Source organism: Microbacterium sp. (genome assembly GCF_035687345.1).
In the GTDB taxonomy this organism is placed as follows: domain Bacteria; phylum Actinomycetota; class Actinomycetes; order Actinomycetales; family Microbacteriaceae; genus Microbacterium.
Genome location: NZ_DASRXZ010000074.1, coordinates 1 through 13,702 on the forward strand (window position 1 = coordinate 1; position 13,702 = coordinate 13,702).

At 68.3% G+C, this 13,702-nt stretch carries 11 protein-coding genes; 9 read left to right on the forward strand and 2 right to left on the reverse strand.

Annotated features, from left to right (window positions below; genetic code table 11):
- Positions 1–170: 170 nt before the first annotated feature.
- Together VFF97_RS08745 and VFF97_RS08750 are read right to left on the reverse strand one after the other, a co-directional pair.
- Entirely contained in the window at positions 171–839 is a 669-nt protein-coding gene (locus VFF97_RS08745) for a GntR family transcriptional regulator (RefSeq protein ID WP_325033112.1), read from the reverse strand.
- Positions 836–1,375 carry a peptide deformylase gene (locus VFF97_RS08750; protein WP_325033113.1) on the reverse strand — a complete coding sequence of 180 codons (540 nt, stop codon included), beginning with the start codon at positions 1,373–1,375 and terminating at the stop codon, positions 836–838. The genes VFF97_RS08745 and VFF97_RS08750 overlap by 4 nt, the downstream gene beginning before the upstream one ends.
- A gap of 27 nt (positions 1,376–1,402) precedes the next feature.
- Between VFF97_RS08750 and VFF97_RS08755 the strand changes: the two genes are divergently transcribed.
- The 9 genes from VFF97_RS08755 to VFF97_RS08795 all read left to right on the forward strand — a co-directional run.
- The gene (locus tag VFF97_RS08755; RefSeq protein WP_325033114.1) at positions 1,403–2,368 is read left to right on the forward strand and encodes a threonine ammonia-lyase; all 966 of its coding nucleotides are present in this window, start codon (positions 1,403–1,405) and stop codon (positions 2,366–2,368) included.
- Positions 2,365–3,552, forward strand: coding sequence for a sensor histidine kinase (locus VFF97_RS08760; RefSeq protein WP_325033115.1), 1,188 nt, complete (start codon positions 2,365–2,367; stop codon positions 3,550–3,552). The genes VFF97_RS08755 and VFF97_RS08760 overlap by 4 nt, the downstream gene beginning before the upstream one ends.
- A 141-nt stretch (positions 3,553–3,693) precedes the next feature.
- A complete protein-coding gene (locus VFF97_RS08765) occupies positions 3,694–4,155 on the forward strand; it encodes a hypothetical protein (protein WP_325033116.1) in 462 nt (153 codons plus the stop codon).
- A gap of 213 nt (positions 4,156–4,368) precedes the next feature.
- Positions 4,369–5,814 carry a multicopper oxidase family protein gene (locus VFF97_RS08770; protein ID WP_325033117.1) on the forward strand — a complete coding sequence of 482 codons (1,446 nt, stop codon included), beginning with the start codon at positions 4,369–4,371 and terminating at the stop codon, positions 5,812–5,814.
- Between the two features lie 16 nt (positions 5,815–5,830).
- On the forward strand, positions 5,831–6,484 hold the full coding sequence (locus VFF97_RS08775) for a response regulator transcription factor (RefSeq protein ID WP_325033118.1): 654 nt from the start codon (positions 5,831–5,833) through the stop codon (positions 6,482–6,484).
- Positions 6,485–6,563: 79 nt separating this feature from the next.
- Positions 6,564–7,559 (forward strand): LacI family DNA-binding transcriptional regulator, encoded by a 996-nt coding sequence (locus VFF97_RS08780; RefSeq protein ID WP_325033119.1) that lies wholly within the window; start codon positions 6,564–6,566, stop codon positions 7,557–7,559.
- 88 nt (positions 7,560–7,647) lie between these two features.
- A complete protein-coding gene (locus VFF97_RS08785) occupies positions 7,648–8,955 on the forward strand; it encodes an MFS transporter (RefSeq protein WP_325033120.1) in 1,308 nt (435 codons plus the stop codon).
- A complete protein-coding gene (locus VFF97_RS08790) occupies positions 8,956–11,394 on the forward strand; it encodes a glycoside hydrolase family 3 C-terminal domain-containing protein (RefSeq protein ID WP_325033121.1) in 2,439 nt (812 codons plus the stop codon).
- On the forward strand, positions 11,391–13,702 hold a 2,312-nt coding region (locus tag VFF97_RS08795), incomplete at its 3' end, for a family 78 glycoside hydrolase catalytic domain (protein WP_325033122.1). The genes VFF97_RS08790 and VFF97_RS08795, both read left to right, overlap by 4 nt.

The following is a 13,702-nucleotide window of genomic DNA, read 5'->3' on the forward strand; positions in this document are numbered from 1 at the left end:
GTCGACCCCGCATCCGGCGCCGGCGATACAGAGTCCCTCACGGGGCCGGCTCAGCCCGCGGCAGTCGTTCTGTGGACAGTCGTCATCGCCGCCCTCGCAGCGGTGACGGCGGCCGTCTTCCTCTCGCGTTGGGGCACGTCACGTCGACGAAACGGGTGATCGTGCCCGCGTCAGGCGGGCCGGTCGTCCCGCATGAGCCAACGCAGGACCTGCTCCAGACCGTCGCGCCAATGCCGGCGGACGATGTCGGCGGCCCTCTCCCGGTCTCCGTCAGCCAGCGCGTCGAGTATCGCTCGGTGCTGCGCATCCGCCTCGGCTCTGCTCCTGACCAACCGCATGTAGGTCAGTTCATATCGGGAGATGCTGGTTCGCAGACTCTGCGCCATCTCCACGAGCTTCGCGTTGCCGGACGTCGCCGTCAGCAGGTCGTGCCAGTGGGAGTCCAGCTGCCACCTGCGAACCGGATCGTCGCACTCCGAGAGTTCGCTCGCCACCGCGCGCAGGTCGCCGAGCGAGGACTCGGTGGTCGCGCCGGAAGTCGTCAGTGCGAGGGATTCGAGGGCGCCGAGGATGGGATAGATCTCTTCGGCTTCCGATCGCGTCAGCGGACGCACCACGAAGCCGCGAGCGAGGGACGACTGGAGCACGCCTTCCGCCTCCAGCCGGATGAGGGCTTCTCGGACGGGGGTGCGCGACACCTCGAGCGAACGGCTGATGGCTGCTTCGGTCAGAGCTGTGCCGGGGGAGTAGTCGCCCGAGGAGACCAGCGCGATGACCCGTCTGTAGACGGCCTCGCGCAACGGCTGGCCGCGCTGAATCGGGCCGCGGTCGTCGGTCATCGGGTGGCTCGCACGCGGTAGGGGCTGTCGTCGCGGTACCGCGATTCGAACTCGGATCGCATGCACAGCGTCTCGATCGCCGTCATGCGGTCCACGGCGAGGATGCCGTCCAGGTGGTCGATCTCGTGCTGCAGCAGCTCGCTGAGTTCGCCGTCCGCGCGGATGGTCTGCTGCCGGCCCTCGGGGGTCTCGTACTCGACCGTGACCCAGGCGTTCCGCCTCACTCGGCAGAAGAACGAGAGGGAGAAGCTCAGGCATCCGTCCCATGGCTCCCAGGTCTCGGATGATCGCTCGACGATCCGGGGATTCACCAGGACCCACGGCTCGTCGATCTCGACGTACACCAACCGCTTGCCGACTCCGATCTGCGGGGCCGCGATCCCTCGGCCGTATCCGGTCCGCGATCGCCAATCCGCCAGCGTGTCGGCGAGGTCGGCGACCAGCGGCTGGATCGCCCGCAGGTCTTCGCGCGTGACGGCGGATGTTGCGGCTCGAAGTGTCGGATTCCCGAGCTGGACTGTGGGCTGTACCGGCATAACGGTATATTGTATACGATAGACGATATGGTCGGCCTTTCCGCTGAGCGCATCGAGTCCGCCGTCGAGCTCATCGAGCCGGTGTTCGTCGACACGCCGCAGTTCCGCGACGCCGCGCTCTCCCGCGCGCTCGGCCGCGATGTCGTTCTGAAACTCGAGACTCTCAACCCCGTCCGGTCGTTCAAGGGACGAGGCGCGAGCCTCCTCATGCGAGACCTGGCCCCCGGTCAGCGCGTCGTCACCGCTTCCGCAGGCAACTTCGGGCTCGCGATGGCGTACGCGGGCATGCTGCGCGGAGTGGACGTCACGGTCTACTGCGCCGCGACCGCCAACGCCACCAAGGTGGCCCGAATCCGGGATGTGGGCGCGGAGGTCATCGTGCGTGGCGCGGACTTCGATGTCGCCAAGGAAGCGGCGCGGGAGCATGCGGCCGTGGAAGGGCACAGGTTCGTCGAAGACGGAGACGACCTGCGGATCACAGAAGGCGCCGGCACCATCGCTGTCGAGCTGGCCGACCAGGCGCCCGATGTCATCGTCGTCCCCGTCGGCAATGGTGCGCTGGCGACGGGGATCGGGTGCTGGGTCCGGACCCGGCGACCGGGGTGCAGAGTGATCGGAGTCTCCGCCGCCGGCGCGCCGGCGATGGCGAACGCGTGGCGCACGGGGATTCCCGCGGCGACTGATCGCGCGAACACCATCGCCGACGGCGTCGCGGTTCGCGTTCCGGTGCCGAGCATCATCCCGATGTTCCGCGAGTACGTCGACGACATGCTGCTCGTGGAAGACGAGGTCATCTGGCACGCCTTGTCGCTCGTCCGGGACACGGTCGGACTGATCCTCGAACCGTCCGCCGTCGTCGGGATCGCAGCGATCATGCAGCACGGCATCCCCGGGGCACGTGTGGCGACCATCGCCACGGGGAGCAACTACTCGGAGCAGCTCCTTCGCCAGATCACAGGCGTCGATGACCGGCCGAGGCGGCCCCTACCATGACACGCAGGATGCTCGAGGCGAGCGGTCCTCCCCGCGGCGCGACCGCGCCTGCGCCATGGGTGATCGACGCACTGCTCGGTCTCGGCGTCACACTGACCGTGGCGTGGCTGATCGCCGTCAACGTCGGAGGGATGGGCGCCGGCGGGTGGGAGTACCCATGGGCCCTCGTCCTCGGCGCACTCCTGCTCGCGCGTCGCCGGTATCCACTCCTCGTCGCGATCGGCTCCGGAGCGGCGGTCATCGGATACCACGCATCCGGACACGCGCCGATCGGGGTCGCCGTGCCTCTCGCTGCGGTGATGTTCTCTGCTGCTGAGTTCGGGCGGGCCATCGGGGCAGCCGTGGTCTCGGCAGCCGTGATCACGATCGCGCTCTCATACCGACTCGCCATCGGCCAGGACCCTGCGTACCTCATCGCGTACGAGCTGCCCGCCCAGGCGCTTCTGCTTGCGGGTGCTGTCGCGCTGGGGGACGGCGTACGTTCGCGCCGCGAGCTCCGCCGACAATCGGAACGGATAGCCGCCATGACAGCGGAGCGCTACGAACGCGAGGCGGAGCGGCGAGTGATGACCGAACGGCTGGAGATCGCACGGGAGCTGCACGATTCCGTGGGCCATGCTCTGACGGTGGTCACGCTCCATGGGCAGGTGCTCGAGGAGTCGCTCACGCCACAGGACGAGGAATTGCGACGCTCCCTCAGAGCCATCACCGATACGACGGCGGCGACGTTCGCGGACCTCCGGAGAACCGTCCTCAGCCTGCGAGGCGAAGGGAGTGCGCCCCGATCGCCCCTGCGACTCTCCGATCTCGAGTCGGCCATCGCGCCCGCGGCGCAGATCGGCGTCGCCACCACGCTGAGTGTCTCGGTGATGACCGCCCTGCCGTCGGCAGTGGAGACGACCATCTATCGGATCGTGCAGGAGTCCATCGTCAACGTCGTGCGGCACGCGCAGGCGTCGCGCGTCGACGTGAGCGTCCGAGAGTCCGACGGTTCCGTGTCGGTGAGCGTCGTCGACGACGGATGCGGCGGCCCGACGAACCCGTCGGCCGAGAGCCACACGGGAAGCGGCATCGCAGGAATGCGCGAGAGAACCGTTCTGCTCGGCGGTGAGTTCTCCGCCGGGCGCTCGGGTGACGGATTCACCGTGCGTGCGAGGATTCCGATCGAAGCCGCATCCGGCTGAGTCTTCTCGCCGAACGCCCCGCGGGCGTGCGTCGTGCGGCCCGCTGTCGCATTCGCGTGTACCGGGCAGTCGTCGAATGGCGACGCTGATGTCGTCTTCGGGACGATGACCGGCGGCCAAGGCGATCCATACCGTGGCGGCATGTCACAAGACGTCGCTCAATCAGACACGCAGGTGCCGCGGCCGCGTAGCTTCGGGCTTCCCTTCCTCGCACTCATCGGTCTGGCCGCGCTGCGGGTGCCCGCTTCGATCCTGGAAGACCTCCGCGTGGTCGATGCCGGGCATTGGGTCTCGGGGCTCCTGCCGTGGGTGGCGGTCGCGGTCTGGGTCGTCGTCGCGGTCGTCTGGAGGGTGCCGCATCCGTTCTCGACGGTTCTCATGATCGGCGCCATCTCGGGTGTCCTGCTCGTGATCACCTACCAAGTCCTGTGGGACGTCCTCTTCGGGGCTTACCCGTCGGAGATCGGCGGCAGTGGAGTCGCGATTCGACTCATCGCGATCCCCGGCGGCTTTGTCGCCGGTGTCGTCTCCGGTGCCGTGGGTGGGCTCGTCGCGTGGGCGATTTCCGCGGCGACGCGTCGCCGCCGTACCGGCACCGAGTAGGGACAAACCCCGCCGCCCGCTCAGCGAAACCCTGCATTCCCGTCCCCGGGCAGGACCGGGGACACGATGCGAGGAGCATCAATGCCAAGAGATTCCCGTCTGAGTACGAGAAGGATCGCTCGTCGCCGGTCGATCCGCTCGGTCGCCGTGTCGTCAGCTGTCGCCTTGGCAGTGACCGCATTGAGCGGCTGCGACGCTGTCCAGCGAGCACCCGTGGTGGACACGGTCGGCCGGGTCGAGTTCGAGAATGCGCTCGCGATACCGCCACTGGACCGGGGCACGGTCGGATCCGACGGTGTGCGGGAGTTCCGGCTGCGCGCGGCCGAAGGGGTCACCGAGTTCACCCCCGGCGTCGGGACCACGACGTGGGGATTCAACGGTGGCTACCTGGGTCCGACCCTCGCCGCGACTGTCGGCGAACCCGTCCGAATCCATGTCGAGAACGGCCTTTTCGTGCCCACCACCGTCCACTGGCACGGGATGCACCTTCCGGCTGAGATGGACGGCGGTCCTCATCAGGTCATCGAACCGGGCGTGACCTGGTCGCCGTCCTGGACCATCGATCAGGAGCCCACGACCCTGTGGTACCACCCGCACCTCCATGGCGAAACCGAGTCGCATGTGGAGATGGGGCTCGCCGGCCTGTTCCTGCTCGAACCGGAGGATCCGGATCGCTTCGGGCTGCCTCACCGATACGGGGTGGACGACATACCGGTGATCGTCCAGGACAGGCAGTTCACGAGCAGCGGCCAGTTCACGACGTCGACCCGAGGCTTCGTCGGGGCTCTGGGCGACACCGTGCTCGTCAACGGCACCGCAGCTCCGTATCTGGAGGTGACGACGGAGCTCGTGAAACTGCGGCTGCTGAACGGCTCCACAGCCCGCACCTATCGATTCGAGTTCGACGATGAGCGGTCGTTCGACCTGGTGGGCACCGACGGCGGCCTGCTCGAGGCGCCGCACCGCACCGACCATGTGCAGCTTTCACCCGGTGAACGCGCGGAGATCGTGGTGCGTGTGCGACCCGGCGAACAGCCCGTGCTGCGCTCGATCAGTCCCGACCTGGGCATGCCCGGTCCGATTGCGGCGATGAACGGAGGGTCCGACAGGCTCGACATCATGCAGCTGCGGGCCGCGCCCGTGCTGGAGGCGAGTGCGCCGCTCGCGGAGCGGTTCGCCGAGATCTCGCGCATGAACCCGTCAGATGCGGCGAATGAACGCCACTTCGAGATGGACGGCCTGCAGATCAACGGTCAGTCCATGCAGATGCACACGGTCAACGAGATCGTCGAGGTCGACACCGTCGAGATCTGGAAGGTGCGCAACCGGATGCAGTTCGCGCACTCCTTCCACATCCACGACGTCCAGTTCCAGGTGCTCTCGGTGGACGGGAAGGCTCCGCCGCCCGAGCTCGCCGGATGGAAGGACACGATCTACACGCGACCCGGCGTGATCTATGAGCTGATCATGCGGTTCGAGGACTACGCGGATCCCGATACGCCGTACATGTACCACTGCCACTTCCTCGCGCATGAGGACGCTGGGATGATGGGGCAGTTCACCGTCGTGGAGGACGCATCCACGGCGCCGAAGGTGATCGACATCCCCTCCCGGGACGATGACACGGCGCCCTTCACCGGTCACGGTGGTGGTCACTGATGGGAGGTGGTGGCTCGTGACGACGGTCGTCCTCGTCGACGATCAGGATCTCGTGCGCGCCGGTCTGCGCGCGCTCCTCACGCGCGACGAGTCCATCCATGTCGTCGCCGAGGCGACGGATGGCCGCCGTGGGGTCGAGGCGGCGCGCAAGCACAAGCCGAGTGTCGTCCTCATGGATCTCCGGATGCCGCTGATGGACGGCATCGAGGCGACCCGCGTGATCCGTGGTGACGAGGAGCTGGCCGATACGCACGTCGTGGTGTTGACGACCTTCGACGATGACGCGGACATCGTCGAGGCGATCCGCGCCGGGGCCGTCGGCTACCTGCTCAAGAGCACGCCGCGAGACGAGTTGCGCGACGCGGTCAGACGTGCGGGTCGAGGGGAGCGGCTGCTCTCGCCCGAGATCACCGAACGCCTCATGGACATGGTGGCGGCCGGGAGAGCGGCGGCAGTGCCGGATCCTCGGCTGGAGCTGCTGAGCTCGCGCGAACGAGACGTGCTCACGCGCATCGGATACGGCGACACCAACGACGAGATCGCGGTGGCGCTTCACTTGAGTCCCGCGACGGTCCGGACCTACGTGAGTCGGATGCTCGCGAAGCTCGGTGCGCGAGACCGCCCCGAGCTGGTGGTCATCGCGCACAGGTCCGGCCTCGTGAACTTCTGATCCCGGCTGTCCGCGGTGGCTCGCGGTTCCCGGCGCGGTCGGCGCCGGTAGAGTGCGAGTCGGATCGAGGGGAGCGGTCGTGAGTCCTCAGGCGCAGCGTGGTGCCAAGCGCGTCACGGCGGCAGATGTCGCGCGGTCCCTCGGGCTGTCGCGCGCAACGGTCGGGTTCGTGCTGAACAACACGCCGGGCCAGACGATCTCGGACGCCACCAGACGGCGCGTGCTGGAAGAGGCGGAGCGACTCGGCTACCGCCCGCACACGGCGGCACGGACGCTGGCCAGCGGCCGCAGCCGAATCGTCCTGCTGGTGCTGCCGGACTGGCCGCTCGATCATTCGATGCGGGCGAACATCGACGAGGCCTCCGTCGCTCTCGACCGCGCGGGGTACTCGCTGGTCACCACCACACCGCACCCCGACGGGCAGGCGGTTCCGCTGTGGGAGAGTCTGCGTCCCGACGTCGTGATCTCGTACGCTCCGATGCCCGATGCCCTGCACGAGGCGGTCGCGGCATCGGGGGCGATCGTGCTCGCTCCCGGCCGCGGCCGTTTCGCCGCTGCTCACGATGAACGGTTCGCAGGCGGTCCGCGCGTTCAGGTCGAGCACCTGATCGAGCGCGGCCGGCGCCGCATCGCGTTCGCGGCGCCGGACGACCCGCGGCTGGCAGACCTGGTCATGCAGCGTCGATCGCTGGCGGCGGCGACAGTGGCGGCATCCACGGGGTCACCCCTCGCCGCTGACGCCGCGATCACGCCAGTCACAGCCCCCGATATGATCGCGGACTGGTTGTCGCGCGGCATCGACGGCATCGTCGCGTACAACGACGACGTGGCCGCGATCGCGCTGTCCGCAGCTTTGCGCCAGGGGGTCGCCGTTCCCGATCGCTTGGCGATCATCGGCCACGACGACTCTCCGCTCGCCGGCCTGCTCGTGCCCTCGCTGTCGACGGTGCGGGTGGATGCCGCGGGGCTCGGACGCTACCTCGCGCAGGTCGCCCTCGCTGCCGTCGAGGGCGCGGAGACACCGTCCGCGGGCCCTTCCGGCGATGTGCACCTGGTCCAACGCGAAACGACCTAGACCGGCGGATTGCACCGCCGCGAACCCCCCGCTACGCTCGGGTAGCGCGCGCTAGTTCCTGTGAGCGCACGAAGACAACGGAGTCTCCATGACCACGAACGAGGATCACCCATCCGCGGCTCCCCCGCCTGTCGCCGGTGTCACGACGACAGTCGGCCCCGCACCCGTCATCGAGCCGCAGGAGCGCGTCGGCCGCGGGTTCTTGACGCTGTTCGGCTTCCTCAACTTCGGCCTGTATCTGACGGTGATGATGCCGGCGCTGTTCAGCCTGCCGTACAGGGTGCAGACCCTCGACCCCGACGGCAAGGCGCTGAGCCTGGGCATCGTCGCGACCGTCGGCGCCGTCGTCTCGCTGGTTGCGGGACCGGCCGCCGGTGTGCTCAGCGACCGCACGCGCAGTCGGTGGGGAAGGCGGCGACCGTGGCTGCTGGGCGGGATCGTGGTCGCGATCGTCGGCTCCATCATGGTGGCGCTCGCCCCGAACCTCATTCTCCTCGTCCTGGGCTGGGTTGTCGTATGCATGGGCGGGGCCGGTGCGGCTGCCGCGATCACTCCGATCGTCGCCGAGCGGGTGCCGGAGCAGCAGCGCGGGACCGTCGGGGCGATTGTCGGCGTCGCGACGCAGTTGGCGGGGGTGCTCGGCTACACCCTCGGTGGAATGCTCACCGGCAGCCTCGTCGTCCTGTTCCTCGTCCCGTGGGCGCTGCTCGCGGTGCTCGCGGTCGTGTGGAGCCTCGCGATCAAGGAGCACCCGGTGGCGATCCCGCTCACCACGCTGGTGCAGACCTTCCGGCTCATGGTCTTCAACCCGCGCAAGCACCCCGACTTCGGACTCGTTTGGCTGGGCAAGCTGTTCATGCAGATCGCGCTGGCGTTCCTGACGACCTACCAGCTGTACTTCCTCGGTGACCGCCTCGGGTTCACGCCTGAAGAGGCCGGTCAGCGCCTCGCGCTCGTGGGCGGCATCGGCATTCTCGTCACCATGACCTTCGCCGTCGTGTCGGGGATGCTCTCCGACAAGCTCAGGCGTCGGAAGGTCTTCATCCTCGCCTCGACCGTGCTCGCCGCGATCGGGTTGGCGTTGATGGGGTTCGCCGACGGGTTCGGGCTCTTCGTCGCAGCGGTCATGTTCATCCTGGGGGCGGCCGGTATGTTCGGATCGGTCGATGTCGCGATGGCGTCCGACTTGGTTCCCGAACGGGAGCAAGCCGGCCGCTGGATGACCATCTACAACCTCGCGGCCACGCTGCCTTCGGCCATCGCCCCGCTGCTCGGGTCGGCGCTTCTGGCCATCGGGTCCGCGAGCGGCACGAACTACACAGCCCTGTTCCTCGCCGGCGCCGTGATCGCCCTCGGCACCGGCGTGGTGACCTTCTTCATCCGCGGAGTGCGCTGAATGCGCAACGCCTCCACCACCGCCGCGCTCGACGTCGATGCGCTCCTCGGTGAGCTGACGCTCGAAGAGAAGGCCCGCCTCCTCGAAGGCGTCGACTCCTGGTATACGACGCCGATCGAGCGCCTCGGCATCCCGTCGCTGCTGCTGACCGACGGACCGCATGGCGTCCGCAAGGTGCGCGATATCGGCGGAGGGTTCGACATCGCCGACAACGCACCGTCCACGTCGTTCCCGACCGCGTCGGCGGTGGCGGCATCCTGGGACCCGGAGAACGCGCGCCGCATCGGCGAAGCGATCGGTGTGGAGTGCGGCTCGCACGGCGTCGACGTGCTGCTCGCCCCCGGTGTGAACATCATGCGCGACCCCCGGTGCGGCCGGAACTTTGAGTACTTCTCGGAGGACCCCCTCGTGGCGGGAGTCTTCGGAGCGGCGTTCGTGCAGGGTGTGGAAGCGCAGGGGATCGGCACCTCGGTCAAGCACTTCGCCGCCAACTCGAACGAGGAGTACCGGTTCGTCGGCGACAGCGTCGTCGACGAGCGGGCACTGCGTGAGATCTATCTGCGTGCATTCGAGCGGGTTGTGACGGATGCCTCGCCCGCGACGGTCATGTGCGCGTACAACAAGCTCAACGGCACGTTCTGCAGTGAGAACCGGGATCTGCTCACCGGGATCCTCCGCGACGAGTGGGGCTTCACCGGCGTCGTGATGACGGACTGGGGTGCCACCCATGACCGTGTCGCCGGCATCGCGGCGGGACTGGACCTGGACATGCCCGGCGGTGTGCCGCACAACCGCGCTGCCATCATCGCCGCAGTCGAGGACGGCTCATTGGCGGTCGACGCCGTCGATACCGCGGTGCGCAATGTGCTCACGCTCATCCGCGGACGCATCAGCCACGGCGGGGGCGATCGGGCGCCCGACCTGGAGGTGCACGCGGCGCTGGCGACCCAGGTCGCTTTGGACAGTGCTGTGCTGCTTCGCAACGACGGAACACTCCCGCTTCCACCGGACAGACGCATCACCGTCGTCGGGGAGATGTTCGAGCGGCTGCGGTTCCAGGGGGCCGGCTCATCGTTGGTCACCCCGACCTCGGTCACCAGCGCCCGCGACGCGTTCGACCGGCGCGGCATCCGCTATTCCTACGCACGCGGATACCGGTCGCTCGACACGACCCCTGATCCTGCGCTCGCGGCCGCGGCGGTGGCCGCTGCCCGCGATGCCGACGTGGTGCTCTTCTTCGGCGGTCTGAGCGACCTCGAAGAGAGCGAAGGGTTCGACCGCCCGCATCTGAGACTGAGCGATGCTCAGGGGTCGTTGCTTCGCGAACTCGTCGGAACCGGCGTCCCCGTGGTCCTGGTGCTCCACGCCGGGTCGGCGGTCGAGCTGCCCGTCGTCGACGAGCTCGCGGCGGTCCTGCACATGCACCTGCCTGGAATGCGCGGTGGGGAGGCGGCTGCGGCGCTGCTGTTCGGCGAGACCTCCCCTTCGGGAAAGCTGGCGCAGAGCTGGCCCCGCACCGCAGAGGACGTCGGCGACTTCGCCGACTACAACCGCGGTCCGATCGCCCGATACTACGAGTCCGTCTACGTCGGCTACCGCTTCTACGACAAGGCGGGCACCGACCTGCTCTTCCCCTTCGGGCACGGGCTCTCCTACACGACCTTCTCCTACGACGATGTCACGGTGCGCGTGCACGGCGGCCGCGTCGACGCGGCGGTCACCGTCACGAACACGGGCACCGTCGACGCGGCAGAGGTCGTCCAGCTGTACGTGCGCAACAACTCGGACGGTGTCTTCAAAGCCGAAAAGGAGCTGCGCGCGTTCGCCAAAGTGCGCATCCGGGCGGGGGAGACCGTCGTCGTCCCGCTCTCATTCGCCCTGTCGGATCTGTCGTATTGGGACGTCGACGAACACGCATGGGTGCTCGACAACGGCGAGTACGAGATCCTGATCGCGGCATCGGCGGCCGACATCCGACTCCGCGCGCCCCTGGCGGTGACCTCGGGCCGAACTCCGCGCTCACCGTATCCGCCGGAGGTCGACCGGGCCTACTCGACGCCGCCGCGGAGAGTCCCCGAGTGCTTCCCGAAGCTCGTCGGCGCACCCATGACCGCGCCGGACACAGGTCGGCGGCTGACGATGGAGACCCGTCTCAAGGACGCCCGCGGGTCTCTGGTCGGCGCCCTCCTCTATCGCGCGATCGTCGGCCGCGCCCGCAAGGAATTCGACGCGGCCCACCGACTTCCGGAGTCCCTCGAGCGCGATACCCGGCTCAAGAACGCGCACTTCCTGTTGCGCATGATGCCGACCGCGACACTGCGCAGCCTCGTCATGTCGTCCAACGGGCAACTGCCCTACGAGGTGGCTGCCGGCATCTCCGACATCGCCGCGTGGCATCCGGTTCGCGGCCTCAAGAAGATCCTCTCGAAGCGGAGATGACCGGTTTGCGCATCTCCCGGCTGACCATCGACGGCGTCGAGCACGGCCTCGTCACCGACGAAGCACCGCGCATCGGGTTCGCTCTCGAGTCCGACGTGCCCGGCGAGGCACTCGATCACGCCATCGTCCGCGTGGGGGACTGGCAGACCCGTACGACGCAGCAGGTCGCCATCCCCTACACCGGCCCGCTCACCCCCGACACCGAGTACCGCGTGCACGTCACAGCGACCGGCCGCACCGGCGCGGTCGCCGAGGCGTCCACCGCCTTCCGCACGGGTCGACTGGACACCCCATGGGTTGCACAGTGGATCACGGATGCCTCGTACCGCTCCCCGAAGGGCCGCTCACCGGTGCCGATGGAGTTCCGCACCCGGTTCACCGCGCGAGGACCCGTGCGGCGGGCGTGGATCGAGGCGACCGCGCTCGGGGTCTACGAGCTCCAGCTCAACGGCGTGAAGGTCGGCGACCAGTACTTCGCACCCGGCTTCACGTCGTACCGGCATCACATCCAGTACCAGACCTACGACGTCACCGACGCGATCGCCGCAGGCAACGTGCTGTCGGCTGTCGTCGCCGGAGGATGGGCGGTCGGGTCGTTCACGCACAAGCGGAAGAGCCGCATCTACGCCGATCGGCAGGCGTTCCTCGCCGAACTGCACATCGAGTACGCCGACGGCACACAAGACCTCATCGCCACCGGGCCCGACTGGCAGGTCACGACCGACTCGCGTTACCGGATGGCCGAGTGGTACGACGGCGAGACCTACGACGCCACTCTCGACCCGGCCTCGGTGCGATGGGAACCCGCCGACGTGACCCGGCCGAAGGGTGCCCCGACGCTTGTGGCACAGTACGGTCCGCCGGTGCGCGCGCAGCAGACCCTTCGCCCCGTCTCGTGGACGACCAGTCCGAGCGGCGAGGTGATCTACGACTTCGGTCAGAACTTCGCCGGCGTGATCAGTGCCCGCCTGAACGGCACCCGTGGACAGCAGGTCGTGTTCCGCCACGCAGAGGTCGTGGTGGACGGTGAGCTGTTCGTCCGGTCGCTCCGCACGGCCAAAGCCACCGCCACGTACACCTGCGTCGGTGGTGAGCAGGAGTACTCGCCTCGGTTGACGTACATGGGGTTCCGCTACGTCGGGGTGCGAGGCATCCGTCCCGACGATCTCGAGCTGAGCGCACTCGTGCTGCATTCGGACGTTCCGCAGGTCGGCGAGTTCTCGTGCTCGAACGACCTCATCAACAGGCTTCAGCACGCGATCCAGTGGGGTGGGCGGTCGAACTTCGTCGACATACCGACCGACTGTCCGCAGCGCGACGAGCGCGAAGGGTGGACGGGCGACTACGCCGTGTTCGCCTCGACGGCGAGCTTCAACTTCGACATGTCCCGATTCATCGGCAAGTGGATGCGCGACGTCACCGCCGAGCAGGGCCGGGGCGGCGGCATTCCCATGGTCGTCCCGAAGGCGGGCAACCCGTTCCCCACCATGGCGACCTCGTGCTGGGGTGACGTATGCGTCCTCGCGCCGTGGGCCGAGTACCTGGCGCGCGGCGACCTCGAGGTGCTGCGCCGCAACTACCCGACGATGAAGCGCTTCCTCGAAGCCGCGAAGTGGTGGGCGCAGCTCGGCTCGTTCACCCGCGACGCGCGCCGGATCTGGCGGTGGCCGTTCCACTTCGGCGACTGGACCTCACCCGACGGCTCGGCGAAGGAGTGGATCCAGAAGGGCAAGTGGATCGGCACCGCCTACTTCGCCAACTCGTGTGCGATCGTCGCGCGGATCGCGGATCTCCTCGGGGAGTCGGCGGATGCTGCGCACTACCGGCGCCTGCACACCGAGATCGCCACCGCGTACCGCGCCGTGTTCACCGACGGACATGGCACCCTGCACAACGAATTCCAGACCGGTTACGTGCTGCCGCTGGCTTTCGGCATGACCGAAGGCGCCGAGACCGACGCGATGGCCGGCAACCTCGTCCGCCTCATCGCCGAGGCCGACGGACACCTCCGCACCGGATTCCCCGGCACCCCGTACATCCTCTTCGCCCTCTCCGACAACGGCCGCGTCGACGAGGCGTTCGACCTCCTTCTTCAGACCACGCCGCCATCGTGGCTGTACATGATGGAGGCCGGGGGCACCACGATCTGGGAGCGGTGGGATGCTCTGCGCCCCGATGGCACCGTGAACATCGCCGACCTGAAGGAGGGTGCGTCGGATGACGCATCCGGTGGCGGCATGGTCTCGTTCAACCACTACGCCGCCGGCGCCGTCGGCGACTGGCTCTACCGCCGCGTCGCCGGCCTCGA

Coding starts and splice junctions, on each gene's coding strand:
- VFF97_RS08745 (WP_325033112.1), bottom strand. CDS start 839: ATGACCGACGACCGCGGCCCGATTCAGCGCGGCCAGCCGTTGCGCGAG.
- VFF97_RS08750 (WP_325033113.1), bottom strand. CDS start 1,375: ATGCCGGTACAGCCCACAGTCCAGCTCGGGAATCCGACACTTCGAGCC.
- VFF97_RS08755 (WP_325033114.1), top strand. CDS start 1,403: ATGGTCGGCCTTTCCGCTGAGCGCATCGAGTCCGCCGTCGAGCTCATC.
- VFF97_RS08760 (WP_325033115.1), top strand. CDS start 2,365: ATGACACGCAGGATGCTCGAGGCGAGCGGTCCTCCCCGCGGCGCGACC.
- VFF97_RS08765 (WP_325033116.1), top strand. CDS start 3,694: ATGTCACAAGACGTCGCTCAATCAGACACGCAGGTGCCGCGGCCGCGT.
- VFF97_RS08785 (WP_325033120.1), top strand. CDS start 7,648: ATGACCACGAACGAGGATCACCCATCCGCGGCTCCCCCGCCTGTCGCC.
- VFF97_RS08790 (WP_325033121.1), top strand. CDS start 8,956: ATGCGCAACGCCTCCACCACCGCCGCGCTCGACGTCGATGCGCTCCTC.